The organism is Shewanella goraebulensis, from assembly GCF_030252245.1.
Classification (GTDB): Bacteria; Pseudomonadota; Gammaproteobacteria; order Enterobacterales; family Shewanellaceae; genus Shewanella; species Shewanella goraebulensis.
Window position 1 is genome coordinate 2,874,495 of sequence record NZ_CP126972.1, and the last position, 23,677, is coordinate 2,898,171.

The following is a 23,677-nucleotide window of genomic DNA, read 5'->3' on the forward strand; positions in this document are numbered from 1 at the left end:
TATGCCAGTAACAATTTCGCTTCGTGATTATCAGCAAGACTCAGTCAATGCTGCCATAGCCCATTTTAAACAAAGTAATGATTCAGCGGTGCTGGTATTACCCACAGGTGCAGGTAAAAGCATCGTCATCGCTGAGCTTGCACGTATTGCACGTGGAAATGTTTTAGTGCTCACTCACGTTAAAGAGTTAGTTGCACAAAATGCAGAAAAAGTGGGTTTACTAACCGAAGAAGCCAGTATTTATTCTGCTGGATTAAATCAAAAAAAAGCAGTTGGTAAAACTGTTGTCGCCAGTGTGCAATCTGCAGCAAGAGCGCCAGAAAAATTCAATCAGGTTTTTTCTTTGGTGATCATTGATGAGTGTCACCGCGTGAGTAACGATGAAAATAGTCAATACTGGCAATTGCTGGCTCATTTAAAAAAACGTAACCCACAACTTAAATTATTGGGTTTAACAGCAACACCATACCGCTTAGGTTTAGGTTGGATATATCGCCACCACTACCATGGCAAAGTGGGTAACACTGAAAAACCGATTTTTGAAAAATGTATATTTGAGCTGCCAATGCGGCCTTTAATCAAGCAAGGTTATTTAACTGCGCCTAAGATTTTTGATGGCTTAAGTGCTCAATATGACTTTAGCCAAGTCACACCTTCAGAATCTGGGGAGTACCCGCAAAAAGAAGTCGATGACTTACTCAATCATCAAGGCCGAGCAACAACCGCTATTATCAAACAAGTGCTACAACTTGCCGAGCACCGTAAAGGCGTGCTCATATTTGCAGCAACAGTGCGTCATGCACAAGAAATAATGACGTTACTCGATGATAGTGCAGCATTAATAACCGCTGAGACACTTCATATCGAGCGCGATGAAATAATTACTCGCTTTAAACAACAGCAACTTAAATTTATTGTTAACGTTGCAGTATTAACCACTGGCTTTGACGCCCCTCATGTGGACTTAATCGCGATTTTAAGACCTACAGCATCAGTGAGCCTATTTCAGCAAATGATTGGCCGAGGGCTCCGTTTAGCGCCTGATAAAGATGATTGCCTAGTAATTGATTACGCAGCAAATGGCTATGACTTATACTTCCCAGAAGTTGGCCAAGTGAAAACCAACAGTAAATCTGTACCTGTGCAAGTTCACTGCCCCGTTTGTCAGTTTGCCAACACGTTTTGGGGATTAGTTGATAGTGACGGCGATATAGTTGAGCACTTTGGCAGGCGGTGCCAAGGCTTAGTAGAAAAGACTCATGATAATCAAAAACATCAATGTGACTTTCGATTCAGGTCAAAATCCTGTCCTGATTGCGGCGCTGAGAATGATATTGCTGCCCGTATATGCCAAACCTGTCAATCTACATTGATAGATCCAGACAAACGCTTGAAGCAAGTCTTATCTTCTCAACATCACCATCTCTTTAAATGCCAAGAAATGCTACTAACGGCAGATGACAACAAATTAATCGTTCAATACTTCGATATTGAAGCGAATGACTTTAAAGAAACCTTTAGAATGGAAACCCCTGCCCAGCGCCGCGCGCTATTTGCCATTTTTATCGCACCGCATTCGCGAACGCCAGGAATGAAACATCCACAATACAAAACACCGCAGCAACTTATTACTCAAGCAGATCACTTTAAGAAACCTGATTTACTCCTATTAAAAAAACAGAAAAATAAATGGGATTTAGTCGAGAAGTTTTTTGACTATAAAGGTCGTTATAAAACGATTGATGAAAGTAGTTTTTAACCGAGTTCTGTATAAATTATCAATTCAATAAGAGTTATGGTATAAATCGTCAAATCAAAAAAAGGAGTCACTATGTTTGTTGTAATTTTTGGCCGTCCAGGCTGTCCATATTGTGTTCGTGCTGTTGAATTATCAGAAAAATTAACTGAACAGCGTGACGGTTTTAAATTTAAGTACGTAGACATTCATGCTGAAGGCATTTCTAAAGCTGACCTAGAGAAAACTGTGGGCAAGCCAGTTGAAACGGTACCGCAAATCTTCGTAGATGAAGTTCATGTAGGTGGTTACACTGAGTTCGAACAGTATGTTCGTTCAAATAACTTATTAGGCTAAATATTTTCGCTACAATTCGCTAATATATTATTGAAAGAAAAAGGGTTAATTCAATGAATTAACCCTTTTAAATGTAACTTGATTTTCGGGGGGAAGTTACAATATCAAACTACTTTACTATAGGACGTATTTAGCAGAAAACAAAATACGGCTTAAGTCACCATCGCTACCATCTTCTCTTTCATTCATCGCATACATATACTCAACACCAAAAGTTAACGGCTTAGTTGGTGAATACAGCAAGTTAATATAGCTAGAATATGATTCAGCATTAACCTGATCACTTGATAGCATGGTATCGTTATCAGCCTTAAACGCTGAAACAGTTAAGCTAGAACGCCATTTATCATTCCACCAATGACGATAAGCTGCATAACCACCATATGAACTGATGGTTTGTATTTCGCCAGATGCATCTAAATTACCTGCATTTGCATAGTTAAGCGCCATATAACGGCCTAAACCTTCACCATATGTTGCTGAAAACTTAAAGTCATCTCCGCCAACTGGAATAATACCTGCGATGCTCGCACCATAACCCATTTCTGTTGAGTCAACGGCTTGCGTGCCAACATTTTGTTCTACATTTAATTGACGTAAAATACCTGCTACAGAAATGGCTGTACCACCTTCTGTTTTAAAGTTATAACGCGCAACAACATCTGGCACAATACCACTTCCACTGGTTAAACGAGATGCTGTTTGGTATTGATTTACGGTTGTTTCTGGATTTTCTACCGCTAACTGGAAGCCACCATTGGTATATCGGATCATCGCTTGACGCACAAATGGCGTACCCTCAGCTGCCCCAACGAAATCTAAGTTCTCTGGCAACGCACCAGGGTTTTGAAATGTGGTCCATGTTTGACCTACAGTCCAATTATCATAGCTTACAAATGCTTGGCGAATACGAGGAGAATAACTGTTTGATACACGTTCATTACCATCTGTATGAGTCATGAAATCTAATTCAATAAACCCTGTTAGCTTATGGCCATCAAAATCTGACACAGTTTTAAAATTAAAGCGTGTCTCACGTGCTTGAAAATCGACAACTTGGTTGCCATTTCCTTCTTCCCCATAAATAGTACCAGGCACATAAAACTGACGAGATAAACTTCCTGAGTCTGGCGCCCCATTACCATAATCACTGAACATCACATCGGCTTTTACATAACCACCAAACTGCATATCAGTATCTGCATAGCTCACATTACTTAATGCCAGCATCGAGATACCTATTACTAAACCATATTTTGCTTGTTTCATCATGCTCTCCCTGTTCTTATCATCCATAGCAATATGACCCAGTTAACATCCAAGCAACATTAGCAATAGGTCTATTAGACAAAAGTAGATGAGAGAAAACTAAAATGATTATCAGAATTGCAATTAAATGGTGGATAACATTAGCAATTAGAATACGTTAAGACTGATCGGTGAATTTATTAGCTAAGCTGTATTTTTGTGAACAAAAGAATACTTATTTATGAGGCGATAAAGTTGACAAAAAGTACAACATCAACATACAAGAGATGAATTTATATCTAAGCTGAATAAATTAAAAAACTGGAATATAAATAGATTAAAAACGATAGGACAATAGGGGGTCTGAATCAAAGCCGAACAGGCTATCTCACTTTCAGAAAAGTGGTGGGTCGTGAAGGATTCGAACCTTCGACCAATTGGTTAAAAGCCAACTGCTCTACCAACTGAGCTAACGACCCATCTAGTTTTACGTAACGATTCATTACGTCTAAATCTATGCCTAACAGGCAACACTTTTAGAAAAGTGGTGGGTCGTGAAGGATTCGAACCTTCGACCAATTGGTTAAAAGCCAACTGCTCTACCAACTGAGCTAACGACCCATCTAGTTTTACGTAACGATTCATTACGTCTGAATTAAAGCCTGACTGGCAATCTCACTTTCAGAAAGTGGTGGGTCGTGAAGGATTCGAACCTTCGACCAATTGGTTAAAAGCCAACTGCTCTACCAACTGAGCTAACGACCCATCTGTATTTCATTAAAACTATGTCTTAATTGGAGAGAAAGCCAACTGCTTAATTAAACCAAGCAACTGATCTAACGACCCATCTAGTTTTACGTAACGATTCATTACGTCTGAATTAAAGCCTGACTGGCAATCTCACTTTCAGAAAGTGGTGGGTCGTGAAGGATTCGAACCTTCGACCAATTGGTTAAAAGCCAACTGCTCTACCAACTGAGCTAACGACCCATCTAGGTAATGCATCTAAATCTATGCCTAACTGGCAACACTTTTAGAAAAGTGGTGGGTCGTGAAGGATTCGAACCTTCGACCAATTGGTTAAAAGCCAACTGCTCTACCAACTGAGCTAACGACCCATCTGTATTTCATTAAAACTATGTCTTAATTGGAGAGAAAGCCAACTGCTTAATTAAACTAAGCAACTGTTCTAACGACCCATCTAGTTTTACGTAACGATTCATTACGTCTGAATTAAAGCCTGACTGGCAATCTCACTTTCAGAAAGTGGTGGGTCGTGAAGGATTCGAACCTTCGACCAATTGGTTAAAAGCCAACTGCTCTACCAACTGAGCTAACGACCCATTTCTGTTTCTTAGATTAAGTGAAGACTATAAATAGAGTTCAATCAATCTGTCATCAAAATAAGTTAATCTAACCTGTTTAATGACCCCAGAACGTCGCTCCGTTCTGAGGGCGCCTATAATACCTTTTTCATCTTCTCATGCAAGTGCAATTTATGGTTTTTTTGCCGTTTGCACTAAAAATAAACTAAGAGGCTGTTTTTTAGTTAAATTAGGCTTATAAAGCCGACAGTTGTTGTTGTGCTAGACGAGCAGAGGCACTATTTGCATATTCTTTTAATACGCGGTTATAGAAAGTCTTTGCTGTTGTGCTATCACCCTCTTTCTCTGCGATCATACCTAGCTTGACTAAACTATCACCACGCTTGTTTGAGTTAGGGTATTTTGTCACCACAGTATCAAAAGCTTGCTTAGCTTCTGGGAAGGTACCTTTATTAAATAATAACTGTCCAAGCCAATAATTTGCGTTAGCCGCATAAGTTGAATCAGGATATTGCTTAATAAACTCGCTGAAGGCTGGAATCGCTTCATCATACTTTCTTTCTTTCAACACAAGGTTGACCGCTTGCTCATAGCTGGCAGTTTCACCTAATGTGGACTTTGTCGCTGAACTTGCACTTGAATCAGCAACAGTCACTGTGGTTGAAGCAGCACTTGCTGATAAATTGGCAATTTCTTCATAAAGCTGACGTTGACGCTGAAGCATTTGACTAATTTGGTAATCTTGCTGTTCGGTAATGCCACGTAAATCCAATACTTCACGTTGTAAAGCATCTAAGCGTTGTTGGGCTTCGAATTCAGTTTGTTGTTTCGCTTTAATTATACGCTCTAAACGAGAGATGCGATCATCACTTGAACCACCAGCAATGTCTTGTACTGGCGCAGGTGCAGCTGTGGCACCCGCAGTTACAAACATTGCAGCAACTAAAACAGCATGTTTCATCAATAAACTCCTAAAATGGCCAGCAGGACTGGCCCTCCGTATACGTCAATTGTTATAACGTAATTAGTAAACTAAAACACCACGACGGTTTTTAGCAAAACCACTTTCTGAACGAGAAAAATCTAATGGTTTTTCTTCACCGTAACTAACCACACTCATTTGGCTAGCTTGAACACCCATGCCTTGTAAGTATTTTGCAATGGCTTTGGCACGGCGTTCCCCAAGAGCAATATTGTATTCAGGTGTACCACGCTCATCTGCATGACCTTCAATCAATACTCGCACATTTGGATGTTCTACTAAGTAGTTACCGTGAGCTTGGATAATTGCCGCATTTTCGCTTTGTACTTCACTACGGTCAAAATCAAAGTAAATGATGTTTTGAGCACGTAATTCTTCTTGCTCAACTCTTTGTTGCTCTTCTGGTGTTAAGATTGGCGCTACGCCACCAGTTTCAACTCCACCAGAACCATATTCACCGCCAGTAGTTGTGGTTGTTGAACCACTTGTTGAACCACTTGCATCTGTTTCAGATTCTGAAGTTGTGCTACATGCCCCTAATGCCATTACAGGTACAACAACTAACATAGCTTTAAACAACTTATTCAGATTCATGGGTAATCCTTAATTAATTTTTATAAAAATGGAGACCAGGCTGGCGATTTCACTTCGCCTTGGCCTGCTGGTAGTCTTGCTTTAAATCTTCCATCCATAGATACCGCAGCTAACACTTGGCTACCGCGGTAAGTGGTACCATAAATAACCATGGTTCCATTTGGCGCAATACTTGGAGACTCATCAAGTTGAGTCGAAGTCAGTACTTGCATAAAGCGAGTTTTAAGATCCATTCTCGCGATATTGTATTTACCGTTAGTGCGGTTAACAAAAATCATGCTGCGACCATCAGGTGTTATCGTGCCACCTAAATTCCACTCACCTTCAAATGTCACACGTGATATTTTTCCAGTGCTCAGTTTCACTTGATAAATTTGCGGTCTACCGCCGCGTTCAGAGGTAAAAATCAACGACTCACCATCTGGTGTCCACGAAGCTTCAGTATCAATCGCATAATGATTAGTGACACGCTTCAATGCTTTAGTGGCGATATCAATAATATATATTTCTGGCTGGCCATCTTTAGATAAAGTCACCGCCAGCTTTTTACCATCAGGTGAAAAGCTTGGAGCACCATTTATACCATTATGCGAGCTAACTTTAACGCGCTCTTGAGTATAGATATCTTGAACAAAGATTTCCGCTTTACGGTTCTCAAAACTTACATATGCTAAACGACGTCCATCAGGCGACCATGCTGGTGACATTAATGGCTCAGGTGAACGTAATAACATTTGTTCGTTATAACCGTCGTAATCTGAAATCATTAAATGATATGGCGACTTTTCGCCTTGCTTAACCACAACATAAGCTACACGGCTTAAAAACGCACCACGAATACCAGTTAATTTTTCATACACGATGTCGCTGATACGGTGACCGTATTGTCTAAATTGCGCTTCACTAATGACCGTTTCACGACTTTCAAGTAATAAGTCATTAGAAGTCGTAGGACCTTTACCTGATTGCAGTTGCGCTTTAACAAGATCAATCAGATCAAAGCTCACTAAATATTGATTAGTACCATAAGGTTTAATAGAACCTACGAGTAATGCTTCAGATGCCGTTTCGCCCCAACCAGTGGCAATAAACTCTTTCACAGTGCTGATATTCGTTTGTGGTAAACCGCGTGCATCAAGCGGATTAAACGTACCGCTTCGCGCTAAATCACTGGTAACAACATCACTAATTTGCTGTGGAGCTGGACCTGTACCCTGCCAAACAAAAGGCATAATCGCGATAGGTCTAGCTGCATCAACACCTTCAGTGATAACAATATCTAATGCAGCATTAGCGGTAGTACTAATAAATAGTACCAATATCGTTAACCATTTTGCCAAAATCTTCATGTGACTCCTTTAATTAAATTCCGGTGATACGGTTAAATTAATTTCTTTCATTTTGTTATAAACGTCTGCTTCAGCTGAAACAGGTAAACGCCCTGCTTTGTTAATAGCCGCTTTAGCTGCACGGCAAACTACTTGGTCGCCACTTAATGTTTGGCTTGCAGTGACAAAACCATCTTGCGCTAAGCGAATTAATACTCGACAACTTTTACCACGCATCGACTCATCGACAACCAAATTACGCTGAATAGTTGATTTAATCATTGCGGTGTACTTGTTTACTTCAGACACAACTTGCTTATTACGAGTAGCCGATAGCGCAACTTGTTCAGCCGCCATTGCTTCTGCCATTTCACGTTCTTGGCGAGCACGTTCAGCTTCTTCAGCCTTACGTTTTCTTTCAGCCTCTTCTTTACGTTTGCGTTCATCTTCACGTTTTTTAGCCGCCGCAGCTTCTTCTGCTTTGCGTTTTTCAGCAGCTTTTTTCTCAGCAGCTTGACGTTCAGCTTCTTGCTTTTTACGTAAATCCGCTGCTTTTTGGGCTTTAGCTTTTTCTTCAGCTTCTTTTAACTTTGCAGCTTTCGCCGCATTGTTGGCTTTAAGGGTTTCTTGCTCTTTTAACTTACGCTGATTTTCGAGCTGCTTGATGCGTTCTTGCTCTTTACGCACTTCATCTCTTGCTTTGCGTGCTTGCCTGTCTAACTCTGCTTGACGTTCACGCTCAATACGCGCGGAATCAGCACGTTGTTTCTTCAGTTTTTCAGCATGTTCATTAATACGCTGTTGATCCACCACCACAGCTTGCACTATTGGCTCTGACTGTTGAGCTTGCGGCAAATGTTTAGGCTTATCATCAAAGCTAATGCCTAATGCTAGCGCGACAATAACGCCAACATGCACACCTGCTGAGATTGTAATTGGTAAGGTTAATTGAGATTTAGCAGCCACCAAATTACTCCTTAGGTGAATCAGTCATCAAGCCCACTGCAGGCACACCCGCACCTTGCAGACTGACCATTAACTGAATCACATTTTCATAAGGAATACGGCGGTCAGCTTTCACGACCACCGGTCTTTCAGGTTCAAGTAAGATCATTGCGCCCACTTGAATTGAGATTTCATCCAAAGACAGTGAATCATCATTAGATCCACTTCCTACATTGAGGAAATACTCTCCAAACTCATCTATAGATGCCACAATAGGTGGTTTACTTTCAGCTGGTAACGGTTCAGCTTCACCTTGAGGTAATTCAACTTTGACCCCTTGCGAAACTATTGGCGCAGTAACCATAAAGATGATTAACAGCACCAACATCACGTCAATATAAGGTACAACATTGATTTCGGCGACCGGACGACGGCGCTTACGTTGATACATTACACCGCTTCCTTCTCACTGTAGGCCTGGCGTTGCAATATGTTAGAAAACTCTTCCATAAAGTTAACGTGCGACATTTCAATCTTTTCGACTTGAGTCGAGAAACGGTTATAGCCAATAACAGCTGGGATCGCGGCGAACAAGCCCATAGCTGTTGCAATCAAGGCTTCAGCAATACCTGGTGCAACCATGGTAAGCGTGGCATTTTCAACGGCGCCAAGAGCAATAAACGAGTTCATGATGCCCCATACTGTTCCGAACAAACCAATATACGGACTTGTTGAACCTATGGTCGCTAATAAAGGAAGGTGTGTTTCTAAACGTTCAACTTCACGAGATAAACTGACTCGCATAGCACGGGTAGTGCCATCCATGACAGCTTCAGGTGATTTACTGTTGGCTTGGCTTAAACGTGAATACTCTTTAAACCCTGCTACAAATAAAGCTTCAAGTCCTGAAACACCTTCACTGCGAGCAGATAATTCTTTATACAACTTGTTGAGATCAACTCCTGACCAAAATGTATCTTCAAATTTGATAGCTTTAGCCCGAGCGCTATTTAATAACTTTCGACGCTGAATAATGACAGCCCATGAGGCAATAGATAAGCATAATAAAGTCAGCATCACTAACTTAACGAGAACACTTGCCTCTAAAAAAAGACCGATAAAAGAAATTTCAGCTTGCACGGTTGAACTCCTGCACAATATTTAATGGGATAGCTCTTGGTCGCATACGTGATAAAGCGATACAGGCAACAATAATAGTGCCCTCACAATAACAGTCGCCTTTGTCATCAAGCAATCGCTGTTTAAACACCAAAGAGGCTTTTTTTAATTCTATGACCTGTGACTCTACAAATAAGTTCTGTTCGAATCTTGCTGCAATGCGAAAATCTAATTCTGCATGCTTAACAACAAAAGCAATATCATCCGTTAATAACTCACTTTGAACGACACCCATAGATTTTAACCACTCGGTTCGGGCGCGCTCGAAGAAGTTTAAATAGTTAGAATGATAAACTACTCCACCAGCATCGGTGTCTTCGTAATAAATTGAAATAGGCCATGTAAACATAATTTGCGATTGTAAATTTTGCGTAATAAAAGATGGCTTACTATACCGAGTACCACAACGCTTGTGAATAAAAGGACTCGGGAAAGCAGGCTTTATTTTATGGTTCAACGCTTAATTTGCCATTAAAAAACGGCTTTTTCAGGCTTAATACAAAGAAATGAAGAAAGTTTAATGTTAACCATTGAAAAGTTTACATTCTATTAACCTTGATAAGTAAACAAACTGGTAGGACAGTGCCGAAATAACCACCAAATTTTGTTACTCAGCCTTTAGTTTGAATTTCATGGGCACCAAATGCTGTTTTTATACTTATATTGCTTATAGAGTCGAGCAAATTAATTCCTTTCATTTATATTTACTTTTTTAGAATAGATTGATTCACCGTAGTCCAGACCCCTTCTTCAAAGTCTTTCTTTAGCGACCACTCACCTCTTAAAAAAACACTAGCTAAAAAAACAGTAACGTTAGTAAAACAAGGCATTTAATCAGCATAATTTATAAACTAATCTTCCATATCAGTTTTGGATAAGATTATTTATTGCATATATTTTTACTTAAAGCCTGCCCCAATTTATTGATGACTTCTCAGTCCAACAGTAAAACTCACTAACACCTCCATTTATTGAGTAGTTAATAGTCAAAAAAGCTATTTAGCATTAATTATACTCATCCTAGTCAAGTTGACATGTTGAACTAGATTCCGTTATCTAAAACCAAAAGGTGATAAACATCACTATTTAAGTTAATCACCCGATATCATAGGCTTATAGAAGATAAATTTATTTTATTATTTTAGTTTTTACTGTACATAAGCTGACTTTTAACAATTGTATATCATTACTTAAAACGCTTAAATCGACTAAATATGCACTCACCATGCTTATAAAGTATGTTTTAATCCACTTTACTCACTTAAGCGTGATTACACTATAATCGAACTCAATAATTCAGATTAGTTTTACTAATGATAAATTGAAATTTTTCTAGTTTGTCAATCTAGAGCAATCTCTCTAATATGTATCTTGTTTTCAGGACATAGCTAATTTAGTTATTGAAAACCAAGAACTCCAAGATGATGTACCCCAATACCTCATCTTATCCCTGGTTCTTATGCTTGACTTCCTTCCTTGAATTTGTGAATACAAATTGTTTGGCCCGCTTACTTTAAGCGGGCTTTTTTTTATCTAAAAATTTACCCTTTAAAACCATTTAAAATCTACCGATGCTTCAAGCATAAAAAATGGCTTAGCTCATAAAGCTAAACCATTATCGCAGTTCTATTACCATCAAAAGTAACACAAACCATATTAAGGTCATCAACTTACTAACACCGGGATAAGTAACATCAAAATCAGCATCAACCAGTTGTCAGTTAACCTTCCTTATGACTAATCTTAAATGCTTTTAGAAATCTTAATCACAACTCGGCGGTTACGGGCTCTTTCTTCCATTAAGTTATTAGAAGCAACATGTCGCCTTTCACCATGGCCGGTTTTATGAATACGGCTTTCTTCAATGCCGCTAGCCACTAGAATGTCCGCAACAGAGTCCGCACGACGTTCAGAAACCCGCTGGTTAGTCGAGCGTCCACCATAACTGTCGGTATAAGCGTCCACGAAAATCAATTCAACATCAGAGTCATATGATAAATACTCTTTTACGCGATTAAGTTGCTGTTTAGAGAAACGGGTTAAATTAGTACCGCCCTCTTCATAATTTAATACTGTAAATGCAATATCGTCGAAGCCGTAAGGTAATAATGTCGATAAACATGAGCGAAACTGTCTATATTGGCCACCAAAATTTGCTGCCGATAAACCTACTGCCACTTTATCTGCCTTGTTATACCAATCAGCATAATAAAAAGTAGGCTGCATCCCCTTACTTAATTCCGATAGCATTGACCAGGCTGCTTGTTTAGGTACTTCGCCATTAAATTGCTTTTGATACTTAAGTTTAGTAATTGCTTTTTCATTAACGCCTGGACGCCATTGAGGGGCTTTGCTGATAAGCTCGGCATTAGTGACTTGATCAGGTTTATTCCACATATCTAAGGTAAAGTTTAGATTCAAATCTTTACCCGCTTTACTCGTAAAAACGGCTCTACCGTAGTCAGGGATATCATGCTCTAGTCGGCATTCAATCGGACTATTTTGGCTAATGCGCCACATTGAATCATCTAAAGACGCAACATAGTGCTGTAAATCTGCTTGCACAGAAAACACACACCCTAAGCTTGATAATAGAATTGCTTTACGCCACATAAAAACACCCTGTCAGATAGTCACATTTCTGTATCGGCAAAGTTTTATTATTCTTTAGCAGAGAAATCGCACAATCAAACATGACACTGAGCCACAGTTTTAGCATAATAGCCGACATATTAGAGAATGAGGTTTTTAATGAGCGATATCTGCGACGCAAACAAATTCAAACACCGCTTTAGAGGCTACTTTCCTGTTGTTATCGATGTCGAGACCGCAGGTTTCAATGCCGCAACTGATGCGTTGCTAGAAATAGCTGTCACCACCCTTAAAATGAATGATGATGGTTTTATTGAACTTGATAAAACCCAACACTTTCATATTGAGCCTTTTGAAGGTGCAAACCTTGAACCTGAAGCATTAGCGTTTAATGGTATCGATCCAACTAATCCTTTACGTGGCGCTGTCGATGAAAAGCAAGCGTTCCTAGAAATTTTCAAGCATGTAAAGAAAGCACAAAAAGCGGCTGACTGTCATCGCTGTATCATTGTGGCTCACAATGCTGCATTTGATATTGGCTTTGTTAATAAAGCCATTGAACGCAACGACTTAAAACGTTCTCCATTCCACCCATTCGCAACTTTCGATACCGCAACGCTAGCCGGATTAGCTATCGGCCACACCGTACTTGCTAAGGCATGTAAAATGGCAGGAATCGACTTTGACAATAAAGAAGCGCACTCAGCCTTGTACGACACAGAACGAACTGCAGAATTATTCTGTTATATCGTCAATAAGTGGAAAACTTTGGGCGGTTGGCCAATGGTGAGTGAAGAAGTTGATGAAGTAGAAGTAAAAGAAGCGTCAGAGAGTTAGCACCAATTCAATGCACTTTTAAAAGACACAAAAAAAGCTGCCTAGGCAGCTTTTTTAATATCTAACAAAAGCGATTAAAGCTTGTCAGAGTTATCTTTTAGGTAAGAAGCAACACCTTCAGTCGTTGCAGTCATTCCTTTGTCGCCTTTTTCCCAACCAGCAGGACAAACTTCACCGTGCTCTTCGTGGAATTGTAACGCATCGATCATACGTAGCATTTCGTCAACGTTACGTCCTAGTGGTAAATCGTTAACCACTTGATGACGAACTTGACCTTCTTTGTCGATTAAGAAAGATGCACGGAAAGCAACACCTGCTTCTGGATGCTCAACGTCGTATGCTTTACAGATTTCGTGCTTAACGTCAGCAACTAGTGTGTAGTTAACTTCACCGATACCGCCTTTATCTACAGCAGTATTTCTCCAAGCGTGATGAGAGAACTGAGAATCGATTGAAACACCGATAACTTCAACGCCACGTTTAGTGAACTCTTCAATACGGTGATCAAAAGCAATCAACTCTGAAGGACACACGAAAGTGAAATCTAGTGGGTAGAAGAAAACAACTGCTGACTTACCTTTAATCGCGGTAGATAGATTGAAACTATCAACGATTTCACCAGTACCAAGAACCGCTGCGGCAGTAAAATCTGGGGCCGGACGGCCTACTAATACGCTCATTTTATATCTCCATCTATGGATTGAAAAAAACTTAAAAACAATGCCTGTTAATCTGAGTAGCATTATACCCAAACTAAAGCATTATGCGAGACAGCTCACACAATTGCTTCAACTTGAAATGAATCTGTATCTTGGATAATTGCGATATACCTTACCCCTAATTGATTAAAGAAATAAGTCCTTTAAGATGAAATATGTTTTACCTGCTGAAAAAACAGTCCACTTGTCGATAAGAAAAAGGCAAATGAATAATTTGCTTTATACAAAAGATTATATTCAACATAACGACAGGCCTTGTTACATCAATGAAAAACCCTCCTTACATGAATACACTTTTTGTAAACTGAATAGAGATAAACTGGACATGACGTTTGATACGGACAAGAATGACTTCACTATGTCTATCTAATAACAAAACTAAATAAGAAAAAATTAATATGAATGCGGTCGTAATTGCTGTCACCTTAATGCTTGCATTAAGTCTCATGCGTGTGAATGTTGTCATCGCACTAACTGTAAGCGCACTTGTTGCAGGGTTAGTTGGAGGCTTAGATATTCATCAAACCATCGCAGCCTTTAATGATGGTCTTGGCGGCGGTGCACAAATTGCTTTAAGTTATGCCTTACTTGGCGCCTTTGCTGCCGCTTTATCGCATTCTGGCTTAACCACACTCATTTCTCACAACATTATTAAAAAAGTGGGTAAAGAACCAAATAGCACCAACACATTAGTTGTGCGTTGGTTATTACTTGCTTCCATTTTATTAATGGCAATAAGTTCGCAAAATATTCTGCCAATCCATATTGCGTTTATTCCAATTTTGATCCCGCCATTACTGCATGTATTAAGCAAACTACAAATCGATAGACGCTTAGTTGCTTGTATTATCACTTTTGGTCTTGTTACCACTTATATGATTTTACCGATCGGCTTTGGTGGTATTTTCTTAAATGATATTTTATTGGCTAACTTGAACAACAATGGTCTTGAAGCAGTTAAAGAACAAATTCCAACCGCTATGCTTCTACCTGCGCTAGGAATGATTACTGGCTTATTAACAGCAGTGTTCATTACTTACCGTAAACCACGAATTTATGAAGCGAAGGATATTGTTGCAGACCAAAGTGAAGAAGTGGGAATTAACAAAAAGACCATAATCATTTCGCTTGTGGCTATCATTGCAACGTTAGTGGTTCAATTACAAACTGACTCAATGATATTCGGTGCATTAACAGGTTTCATCATCTTCCGTTTCTCAGGCATTATTAAACCTGATGTCAGGCAAGATATGTTTAACCAAGGTGTATTGATGATGGCCAATATTGGTTTCATCATGATTGCAGCAGCGGGTTTTGCTGCGGTAGTAAAATCCACTGGTGAAGTCAGCACCCTTGTTACTTCGTTAGGCGACATTATTGGTGACAATAAAGCCTTAGCAGCCTTGCTCATGCTGGTTGTAGGGTTATTAATTACTATGGGCATTGGTTCTTCATTCTCAACCATTCCAATTATCGCTACCATTTATGTACCATTAGCACTCACCTTTGGCTTTTCAGTTGCAGCAACAATCGCATTAGTGGGTACAGCAGCAGCTTTGGGTGATGCAGGCTCACCTGCTTCAGATTCAACCTTAGGCCCAACAGCAGGTCTAAATGCTGACGGACAGCACGATCATATCCGTGACAGTGTTATCCCGACCTTTATTCACTACAACATTCCGCTTATCGGCTTTGGCTGGATTGCAGCAATGGTACTTTAGTAGTCGATAGCATTATCAGTCTTGAACAATATGAAGTCGTAAATACTGATTAAGACCCAATAAAAAAGGAGCCAACGGCTCCTTTTTTATTATCGGTTTACTAAATTTATTTAGTACCGAAAATCTTATCCCCAGCATCACCAAGACCCGGTAAAATATAACCCTGCTCATTTAAGCAGTCATCGATTGATGCTGTATATAGTTCGATATCTGGATGTGCAGCTTCTAAAGCCTTAATACCTTCAGGCGCAGCAACTAATACCAGTGCTTTTATTGACACACAGCCACGCTTTTTAAGTAAGTCGATAGTCGCAATCATCGAACCGCCTGTTGCCAGCATAGGATCGACCACAATCGCCACACGCTCATCAACATTGCTAACGAGTTTGTCAAAATATGGAACTGGTTCTAAAGTTTCTTCGTCACGGTAAATACCGACAACAGAAATTTTAGCACTAGGCATATGCTCTAATACGCCATCCATCATCCCCAATCCTGCTCGAAGAATAGGGACAACTGTCACCTTCTTACCTTTGATCTGTTCAATCTCAACAGGGCCGTTCCAGCCATTAATAGTGACAGTTTCTGTTTCAAAGTCTGCTGTTGCTTCGTACGTTAATAAGCTACCAACTTCTGTGGCTAACTCACGAAAACGTTTAGTACTGATTTCAGCTTCACGCATTAAGCCTACTTTATGACGAATTAACGGGTGTTTTACTTCAACGACTTTCATTTTTGCACTCCTGATGATGAGATATTTTTCGCAAATTGTTCAAATTCTAGTTTATTTATTCTCTTTATAAAACATAAAGTTTCATAATTGCAGCCAATCTCACGCTAAACAGCTAAAAGCATTACAGAAAACTGTTTTCATAATCGGATAAAGCTAAATCATGACTTTCGACGCCTACCACAAGCTGATAGAATAGCGCCGCATAAAATCCCATAAAACGATGTACCCTAGAGGATCCTCCGTGAGCACTCCTACACCACTTAGCTACAAAGACGCTGGCGTTGATATCGATGCTGGTAATGCATTAGTCAATAATATTAAATCTGCGGTAAAACGCACTCACCGTCCTGAAGTAATGGGCAACCTAGGTGGTTTTGGCGCTCTTTGCGAATTGCCAACTAAGTATAAACACCCAGTATTAGTCTCTGGTACTGACGGTGTTGGAACCAAGTTACGTTTAGCCATTGATTACAAAAAGCACGACACTGTTGGTGTTGATTTAGTTGCTATGTGTGTAAATGACTTAATCGTATCTGGTGCTGAACCTTTGTTCTTCCTAGATTACTACGCAACTGGCAAGTTAGATGTTGAAACTGCCACTTCAGTTGTTAACGGTATTGCTGAAGGCTGTCATCAATCAGGTTGTGCATTAATCGGTGGTGAAACTGCTGAAATGCCTGGTATGTATGAAGGTGAAGATTACGATTTAGCGGGTTTTTGTGTTGGTGTCGCTGAAAAAGAAGCTATCATCGACGGGACTAAAGTTAAATCTGGTGACGCACTTATTGCACTAGGTTCAACTGGCCCTCACTCAAATGGTTACTCTTTAGTACGTAAAGTATTAGAAGTAAGCAAGGCAGATCCTCAACAAGATCTTGCTGGTAAACCGCTTATCGAGCATTTATTAGAACCTACCAAGATTTATGTAAAGCCTTTACTTAAGTTGCTTGAGCAAACTGAAGTTCATGCAATGGCGCATATTACTGGTGGTGGATTCTGGGAAAACATCCCACGCGTATTACCTGACGATTGCAAAGCAGTTGTTAAAGGCGACTCTTGGCAGTGGCCTGTTGTTTTCGACTGGTTAATGGAAAACGGCAACATAGAGCAGTTTGAAATGTACCGCACCTTTAACTGTGGTGTAGGTATGATTATTGCCCTTCCTGCTGAAAAAGTAGAGTCAGCACTTGAACTACTTAAAGCTGAAGGTGAAAACGCTTGGTTAATCGGTGAAATTGCAAATCGTCAAGGTGACGAAGAGCAAGTGGAGATTAACTAGATGTCTGAATGCTGCCGCGTTCTTGTTCTTATCTCAGGTAACGGTACTAACTTACAAGCCATTATTGATGGTTGTGATGATAACCTTAACGCTGAAGTTGTTGGTGTTATTAGCAACAAACCTGATGCTTACGGACTTGTCCGTGCTCATCATGGTGAAATCAATACAAGTTGTGTTATCGCCCGTAAGGATGAAAGCCGCCAGCAATATGACATGCGTTTACAGCAAGCCATTGAGCAGTATCAGCCAGATTTAATTGTGCTTGCTGGCTTCATGCGTATTTTATCTGATGAGTTCGTTAGTCAATATATGGGTAAGATGATCAATATCCACCCTTCTTTATTGCCTAAATATGCAGGGCTGCATACTCATCAAAGAGCATTAGATGCCAAAGATACTGAGCATGGTGCGAGTGTTCACTTTGTCATTCCTGAACTGGATGCTGGGCCTGTTGTATTGCAGGCTAAAGTCCCTGTTTATGAAGATGATACAGTAGAAACCTTATCTAGCCGTGTTCATGAACAAGAGCATGCTATCTACCCGCTAGTGGTAAAATGGTTTAGCTTAAACCGATTAAAAATGGTGGATAAAAAAGCCTATTTGGATGACCAACTTATTGGTATTCACGGTTACGCACCTGATTAATTTGTTTAATAAAGCTTAAAAATTAAAAATCTCGCCTTGGCGAGATTTTTTGTTTTTATCGATTCAAACTGACCTAACAGGTTGAAATCATAAATTAGCGAACGGGTAAATCCATTCCGGCAAACATCTCATCAATCAGTTGTTGGTCCCGCAATGCTACCGCCTTCTCTACGACATCACGAGTTAAGTGCGGCGCAAAGTTATACATGAAGTCGTACATATAACTACGTAAAAAGCTACCGCGTCTAAAGCCAATTTTTGTCGTGCTATGGGCAAATAAATGTCTCGCATCAATTGCCACTAAGTCTTTATCAATCACTGGATCAATTGCCATTGAAGCGATAACACCGACACCAAGTCCTAATCTCACATAGGTTTTAAGTACATCAGCACTGGTGGCACTGAATACGACTCTTGGCTCTAGCTCAGCCTTCTTGAATGACTTTTCAATTTCAGATGCTTTGTCGAAACCAAATACATAAGTTACCAATGGAAACTCAGCCAAATCTTCAATAGTCAGGTTTTTACGATTAGCTAACGGATGATCTCGGGTAACAACAATCGAACGATTCCAGTGATAACAAGGTAACATAATTAAGTCTGAGTATAGGTGCATTGCTTCTGTTGCAATTGCGAAATCAGCATCACCTCTTGCAGCTTGCTCACTAATTTGCGAAGGCGTCCCTTGATGCATGTGCAAGTTCACTTTTGGGTAGCGCTTAATAAAAGGCTTAATGACTTGTGGAAGCGCATAACGGGCTTGTGTATCAGTTGTCGCAATATTGAGTTCACCTTGATTAGGTTGGGTATACTCTTCTGAGACTTTTTTAATACTTTCAACTTTACCTAAAATATCATTGGAAATATCGATCACTAATTGGCCAGCTGGTGTCACATGAGTTAAATGCTTACCACTGCGGCCAAAGATTTGTATCCCCAGCTCATCTTCAAGCATTCTGACTTGTTTACTGATCCCTGGCTGCGAGGTGTAAAGGTCTTCTGCTGTTGCTGAGACATTTAAATTGTGTTTTACCACTTCTGCAATATATCTTAGTTGCTGTAATTTCATGTTACTACCTTCGTGTTGCACCAGATGTGAATCAGTTTTATTTACTAGAAACTTTCGATAGAAACTAAACTGTTCAAATAAAACACAACCAAAACAGTTTATGAAAGATTTCGTTATAGCTAAATGTTATAGACGATCTAAATTATTAAATCAAATAGTAATAACGAGTTTGAGAATTTTGCATGTTATTGGCCTCTAATGGTAACCTTGCGGACTCAGTCCAAAGTTATAGCAATTCTTAACGATTTGAATGACTTTTTATACGACACTGTTCGTGTCTTGCGCTAAGATATAAACTACAAATTTAATAAAAGTGGTAACAAACCACTCTGCTGTTAATTATTGAACGGAAACCATATGACCTTTACCTTGGTATTGATACTGTTAGGTGCACTTTTTATTCTGATCATTGGTATTAGTGTTATTCAGCAACAAAAAGAACGTGCTGAAGCAGAACGTAGAATGGAATTAAAACGCCATAGAGCTATCATTAATGAAACCGAAAACGTTTTATCTAACACAGGCTTGGCATCATTTCCTAGCAGTGTAATTTTAGTGCTTTACAAGCGGATTAATGAAGCGCTTGAAATGTCCCTAACCCATCTTGAAAATCAACCACAACAAGCGGATTACCAACGTCGCTTAGTCGATATCCAAACTCAAATCACGACTTTAAGCTCTAGTCCATCACAAGCTTTAGCGATTGAAAACTTTCGCTTACCGGACAATGACAAGCAAATTTTAGAATTAGTACAGATGCTCAAGAAGCTTAAAGCTATTGTTAGAGCTGAAAACAACAAAGGTAAACTAGACCCGCAAGTGTTTGCTGAAGCAGAAAACCGTATAGATAGCTACCAATTGCGCATTAATGTTGAGTCAATGCTTTCACGTTCACGCGCTGCTAACTCGCTAAAACAATTTGGTTCATCTAAACAAATGGTGTCCAAAGCACTAGCAACATTGCAGGCTATTAAAGCTAAAACACCTAATGACCCTTTCATTAGTCGTAAAGTTGAAGAAGCGAAAGAGTTGTTAGAAGAGATTGATTCTCAGCAGAAACAGTTGAACCCTCAAGCGGTCAAAACACCTAAAGATGACGAAGATGATATCGATATGCTATTCCAACCTAAGAAGAAATGGTAAAGCGCTCATTAGGTTTTTCAAGCATATAAGTTGATTATTTAATTAAAGCCTCGAAAGAGGCTTTTTTGTATTTGTGAAAAAGTATGTAATTACTTAACAATAGATTGAATGGGTCTAACTGATGAGTCACTTTGGCTAAGTATCTATTTGGTACCCTAGTATGTTAAATGAGCCTACGAGTTAATCTTGAAAGGCACAAATCATTGATTTAATATTTTTACCTTTAGAAACAAAGATATACATCGGATCCCAGCTAAAAATCAGAAACAAAAATGGGACCCTTAGGTCCCATTTAAATTTAAAGCTTAATCAAATTAAGAGGCTTTTTTCTTGACCGCTTTTTTTGCTGGCTTTTTCTTAGTAGATTCGCTTACCCACTTGCCACCAATAAACTTCGAAGACCAACCTGTCGCTTTGCCATCAACTTCAGTCGCAACATATTGCTCCTTAGTTTTACGGCTAAATTTAACGGCGGCTTTATTACCATCATCATCTGTAACCGGGGCATCAGCTAGGTACTGATATTTTGGCCATAGTTGGTCACGGTAATGCACAAGCTCTTCAACTAACGGTGCACGAGTCTCACGGGATTTAGGGAATGTACTTGCAGCTAGGAAAATACCTGCAGCGCCGTCACGTAAAACGAAATGCGCGTCAGACTTTGTACATTTTAAATCAGGTAAGAAGATCGGATCTTCTTTTGGCGGCGCTGCTTCACCGCTCTTAAGCAGCTTACGAGTATTTTTACACTCTGTATTAGTACAGCCAAAGTACTTACCGAAGCGACCATTTTTAAGTTCCATATCATTGCCGCATTTATCACACTCAATGATTGGGCCTTCATAGCCTTTAATCTTGAACTGTCCCGCTTCGATTTCGTACCCTTCACACGTTGGGTTATTACCACAAACATGCAATTTACGGCCTTCATCGATTAAGTAGCTGTCCATTGCTGTGCCACATTTACCACAACGATGTTTGGCGCGAAGAGCATCAGTTTCAGCATCTTCATTATCACTAACCGCTTCTTCACCAGGCGTTAAGTTCATTGTCGTCTTACAACGTTCTTTCGGCGGCAATGCATAACCTGAACAACCTAGGAATACACCGGTTGTACCTGTGCGGATCCCCATTGGACGGCCACAAGTAGGACATTTAATGTCTTCAGCAAGTACCATCTCATTGAGACGCATACCACCTTCTTCAGGATCTAACTCAGCATTTTTGAGCTGCTTAGTTAATTCAGCATAGAAACCATCAAGTACGGTTTTCCACTCTAACTTACCTTGAGCTACGTCATCGAGCGTTTGCTCCATGCTAGCAGTAAAGTCAAAGTTCATAATGTCGCTAAAGCTTTCAACTAGGCGGTCACTAACGATTTCACCCATCTTTTCAGCGAAGAATCGACGGTTTTCAACTTTGACATAACCACGATCTTGAATCGTAGAAATAATCGTTGCATAGGTTGATGGACGACCGATACCGCGTTTTTCAAGTTCTTTGACCAATGATGCTTCACTAAAGCGCGCTGGCGGTTTAGTAAAATGCTGTTTCGGCAATAGCTCATTAAGGTCTAACACATCACCTTTATCTAAAGGTGGTAAAGTGTTGTCTTCATCATTCTTCTTACCCATTGGTGGCTGAACTTTAGTCCAACCATCAAAACGTAATGTGCGACCACTGGCTTTTAATTCGTAATCACCTGCGGTAACAGTAAGACGAGTTGCATCATATTTGGCAGGCATCATCTGACAAGCAACAAATTGTCGCCAAATGAGCTCATAAAGACGCTGAGCGTCTCTTTCCATATCTGTTAAAGATGCTGACTGTACGATGACGTTTGACGGCCTGATAGCTTCATGCGCCTCTTGAGCACCTTCTTTGCTACCATAACGTAATGGTTGTTCAGGTAAATACTTCTTACCGTACTCTGAACCAATCATGTCACGCACGCCTTCAACGGCTTCTTTACTTAAGTTTGTAGAATCGGTACGCATATAAGTAATATGGCCCGCTTCGTACAAACGTTGCGCCATCATCATGGTCTTCTTAACACCGAAACCAAGTCGCGTACTCGCAGCTTGTTGCAGTGTAGAAGTAATATATGGTGCAGAAGGTTTGCTTGATGTCGCTTTGTCATCACGACCAGTGACAACAAACTTGGCATCTTTTAATGCATCTAGTGCAACTTGAGCTTGAGCTTCATTAATCGGGCTAAATGCCGCTGATTGAAACTTGGCAACTTGCATTTTAAGCTTTTGCTGCTGTGAAGTAGCTAGGTCAGCATGAACATCCCAGAATTCTTCTGGCACAAATGCTTTAATCTCGCCTTCACGTTCAACCACTAGACGCACTGCAACCGATTGAACTCGACCAGCAGATAAACCGCGCGCTACTTTTTTCCAAAGTAATGGTGACACCATGAAACCCACAACGCGATCGAGGAATCGACGAGCTTGTTGTGCATTAACCATATTGGTATCAAGAGCTGAAGGCTCACTGAAAGCATCTTGGATAGCAGATTTGGTAATTTCGTTAAAGACAACTCGTTGATAACGAGATTCGTCACCACCAATGATCTCTTGTAAATGCCAAGCAATTGCTTCTCCCTCTCTATCCAAATCGGTTGCGAGATAGATGTGGTCGGCTTTTTCAGCAAGCGCTTTTAATTCTTTAACGACTTTTTCTTTACCAGGTAATATTTGGTATTTAGCGGCCCAGCCTTTTTCAGGGTTAATTCCCATACGAGCCACTAACGCACGTTTATCACGTTGTAGCTTATACTTGGCTTTCTCTTCAGGGGCCATTTTCCTAACTTCAGCAGGCGTTTTAGTCGCAACCTTGCTGTCAGGCGATGATGATGTAGGCAAATCACGGATATGACCTACACTCGATTTAACGATAAATTCTTTACCAAGGTATTTATTAATAGTCTTGGCTTTGGCCGGCGATTCGACAATAACTAGCGATTTACCCATAGTTTAATTTGCGCCAAAAAGTCTCTGATAGATTAAATTGGTTCCATATATAGAGTGTTGAGACGAATGTTTCAAGTAAATACCTCTAATATGTGTCCAGCGAGCCATTTTTTAATCAATTATAAAAAATGAAAAAAAATAATATTGCGTTAATTAAAAGTAATATTTCATTATTTATGGTCTAGCAAGTAAAAGTTGTGCATGTTTAGTCACTTTTTCAATTTTTGAGACCAAAGTCACCGCTTGTTAAGGCCTATTTCATCAGTAT

The 23,677-nt window shown here is 39.9% G+C and carries 20 protein-coding genes and 6 tRNA genes; 7 read left to right on the top strand and 19 right to left on the bottom strand.

Translation table 11 applies throughout. The features are described from left to right. Nucleotide 1 precedes the first annotated feature (1 nt). Both QPX86_RS12075 and QPX86_RS12080 read left to right on the top strand, forming a co-directional pair. Nucleotides 2–1,759 (top strand): DEAD/DEAH box helicase, encoded by a 1,758-nt coding sequence (locus QPX86_RS12075; protein WP_220755025.1) that lies wholly within the window; start codon nucleotides 2–4, stop codon nucleotides 1,757–1,759. A gap of 72 nt (nucleotides 1,760–1,831) precedes the next feature. Further along, a complete protein-coding gene (locus QPX86_RS12080) occupies nucleotides 1,832–2,092 on the top strand; it encodes a GrxA family glutaredoxin (RefSeq protein ID WP_055026330.1) in 261 nt (86 codons plus the stop codon). A gap of 117 nt (nucleotides 2,093–2,209) precedes the next feature. Here QPX86_RS12080 and QPX86_RS12085 read toward each other — a convergent pair whose 3' ends face one another. From QPX86_RS12085 to QPX86_RS12155, 15 genes are all read right to left on the bottom strand, one after another. Next, entirely contained in the window at nucleotides 2,210–3,361 is a 1,152-nt protein-coding gene (locus QPX86_RS12085; protein WP_220755024.1) for a DcaP family trimeric outer membrane transporter, read from the bottom strand. 382 nt (nucleotides 3,362–3,743) lie between these two features. After that, nucleotides 3,744–3,819: transfer RNA gene (locus QPX86_RS12090), tRNA-Lys, on the bottom strand. Between the two features lie 66 nt (nucleotides 3,820–3,885). Next, a tRNA-Lys gene (locus QPX86_RS12095) sits at nucleotides 3,886–3,961 on the bottom strand. Nucleotides 3,962–4,029: 68 nt separating this feature from the next. Beyond that, nucleotides 4,030–4,105 (bottom strand) — tRNA-Lys (locus tag QPX86_RS12100). 149 nt (nucleotides 4,106–4,254) lie between these two features. After that, a tRNA-Lys gene (locus tag QPX86_RS12105) sits at nucleotides 4,255–4,330 on the bottom strand. 52 nt (nucleotides 4,331–4,382) lie between these two features. Then, a tRNA-Lys gene (locus tag QPX86_RS12110) sits at nucleotides 4,383–4,458 on the bottom strand. Between the two features lie 149 nt (nucleotides 4,459–4,607). After that, nucleotides 4,608–4,683, bottom strand: a tRNA-Lys gene (locus QPX86_RS12115). Between the two features lie 217 nt (nucleotides 4,684–4,900). Beyond that, nucleotides 4,901–5,626 (bottom strand): tol-pal system protein YbgF, encoded by a 726-nt coding sequence (gene ybgF / locus QPX86_RS12120; protein WP_285162849.1) that lies wholly within the window; start codon nucleotides 5,624–5,626, stop codon nucleotides 4,901–4,903. 63 nt (nucleotides 5,627–5,689) lie between these two features. Then, on the bottom strand, nucleotides 5,690–6,241 hold the full coding sequence (gene pal / locus QPX86_RS12125) for a peptidoglycan-associated lipoprotein Pal (protein ID WP_220755022.1): 552 nt from the start codon (nucleotides 6,239–6,241) through the stop codon (nucleotides 5,690–5,692). A 20-nt stretch (nucleotides 6,242–6,261) separates the two neighbouring features. Then, a complete protein-coding gene (tolB, locus tag QPX86_RS12130) occupies nucleotides 6,262–7,590 on the bottom strand; it encodes a Tol-Pal system beta propeller repeat protein TolB (RefSeq protein WP_285162850.1) in 1,329 nt (442 codons plus the stop codon). A 9-nt stretch (nucleotides 7,591–7,599) separates the two neighbouring features. Then, on the bottom strand, nucleotides 7,600–8,535 hold the full coding sequence (gene tolA / locus QPX86_RS12135; protein WP_285162851.1) for a cell envelope integrity protein TolA: 936 nt from the start codon (nucleotides 8,533–8,535) through the stop codon (nucleotides 7,600–7,602). Between the two features lie 4 nt (nucleotides 8,536–8,539). Further along, the gene (tolR, locus tag QPX86_RS12140; protein WP_220755019.1) at nucleotides 8,540–8,965 is read right to left on the bottom strand and encodes a protein TolR; all 426 of its coding nucleotides are present in this window, start codon (nucleotides 8,963–8,965) and stop codon (nucleotides 8,540–8,542) included. Continuing rightward, nucleotides 8,965–9,654 (bottom strand): protein TolQ, encoded by a 690-nt coding sequence (tolQ, locus tag QPX86_RS12145; RefSeq protein WP_220755018.1) that lies wholly within the window; start codon nucleotides 9,652–9,654, stop codon nucleotides 8,965–8,967. The genes tolR and tolQ overlap by 1 nt, the downstream gene beginning before the upstream one ends. Next, nucleotides 9,644–10,045 carry a tol-pal system-associated acyl-CoA thioesterase gene (gene ybgC / locus QPX86_RS12150; RefSeq protein WP_285165167.1) on the bottom strand — a complete coding sequence of 134 codons (402 nt, stop codon included), beginning with the start codon at nucleotides 10,043–10,045 and terminating at the stop codon, nucleotides 9,644–9,646. Before ybgC ends, tolQ begins: the two co-directional genes overlap by 11 nt. Nucleotides 10,046–11,436: 1,391 nt before the next feature. Beyond that, nucleotides 11,437–12,306, bottom strand: a complete 870-nt coding sequence (locus QPX86_RS12155; RefSeq protein WP_220755017.1) for a flagellar protein MotY — start codon at nucleotides 12,304–12,306, stop codon at nucleotides 11,437–11,439. A 138-nt stretch (nucleotides 12,307–12,444) separates the two neighbouring features. Between QPX86_RS12155 and rnt the strand changes: the two genes are divergently transcribed. After that, complete coding sequence (gene rnt, locus QPX86_RS12160) at nucleotides 12,445–13,122, top strand: ribonuclease T (RefSeq protein ID WP_220755016.1); 678 nt, start codon at nucleotides 12,445–12,447, stop codon at nucleotides 13,120–13,122. A 74-nt stretch (nucleotides 13,123–13,196) separates the two neighbouring features. Here the strand turns inward: rnt and QPX86_RS12165 are convergent, their stop codons facing one another. Further along, the gene (locus tag QPX86_RS12165; RefSeq protein WP_102528360.1) at nucleotides 13,197–13,802 is read right to left on the bottom strand and encodes a peroxiredoxin; all 606 of its coding nucleotides are present in this window, start codon (nucleotides 13,800–13,802) and stop codon (nucleotides 13,197–13,199) included. Nucleotides 13,803–14,239: 437 nt separating this feature from the next. On the opposite strand from QPX86_RS12165, the gene QPX86_RS12170 reads away from it, so the two are divergent. Continuing rightward, nucleotides 14,240–15,562, top strand: a complete 1,323-nt coding sequence (locus QPX86_RS12170; RefSeq protein WP_285162852.1) for a Na+/H+ antiporter family protein — start codon at nucleotides 14,240–14,242, stop codon at nucleotides 15,560–15,562. Between the two features lie 106 nt (nucleotides 15,563–15,668). Here QPX86_RS12170 and upp read toward each other — a convergent pair whose 3' ends face one another. Further along, a complete protein-coding gene (gene upp / locus QPX86_RS12175; protein ID WP_220755014.1) occupies nucleotides 15,669–16,295 on the bottom strand; it encodes a uracil phosphoribosyltransferase in 627 nt (208 codons plus the stop codon). Nucleotides 16,296–16,536: 241 nt separating this feature from the next. Between upp and purM the strand changes: the two genes are divergently transcribed. Together purM and purN are read left to right on the top strand one after the other, a co-directional pair. After that, on the top strand, nucleotides 16,537–17,574 hold the full coding sequence (purM, locus tag QPX86_RS12180; protein WP_220755013.1) for a phosphoribosylformylglycinamidine cyclo-ligase: 1,038 nt from the start codon (nucleotides 16,537–16,539) through the stop codon (nucleotides 17,572–17,574). Then, nucleotides 17,575–18,219 carry a phosphoribosylglycinamide formyltransferase gene (gene purN / locus QPX86_RS12185; protein ID WP_220755012.1) on the top strand — a complete coding sequence of 215 codons (645 nt, stop codon included), beginning with the start codon at nucleotides 17,575–17,577 and terminating at the stop codon, nucleotides 18,217–18,219. A 94-nt stretch (nucleotides 18,220–18,313) separates the two neighbouring features. On the opposite strand, the gene cysB is transcribed toward purN, so the two are convergent. After that, nucleotides 18,314–19,288: an HTH-type transcriptional regulator CysB gene (gene cysB / locus QPX86_RS12190; RefSeq protein WP_285162853.1), complete on the bottom strand. Its 975-nt coding sequence runs from the start codon at nucleotides 19,286–19,288 to the stop codon at nucleotides 18,314–18,316. 357 nt (nucleotides 19,289–19,645) lie between these two features. Here cysB and QPX86_RS12195 point away from each other — a divergent pair, with 357 nt between their 5' ends. Then, complete coding sequence (locus QPX86_RS12195; protein ID WP_220755011.1) at nucleotides 19,646–20,431, top strand: hypothetical protein; 786 nt, start codon at nucleotides 19,646–19,648, stop codon at nucleotides 20,429–20,431. A 314-nt stretch (nucleotides 20,432–20,745) separates the two neighbouring features. Here the strand turns inward: QPX86_RS12195 and topA are convergent, their stop codons facing one another. After that, a complete protein-coding gene (gene topA / locus QPX86_RS12200) occupies nucleotides 20,746–23,409 on the bottom strand; it encodes a type I DNA topoisomerase (RefSeq protein ID WP_220755010.1) in 2,664 nt (887 codons plus the stop codon). Between the last annotated feature and the right edge of the window lie 268 nt (nucleotides 23,410–23,677).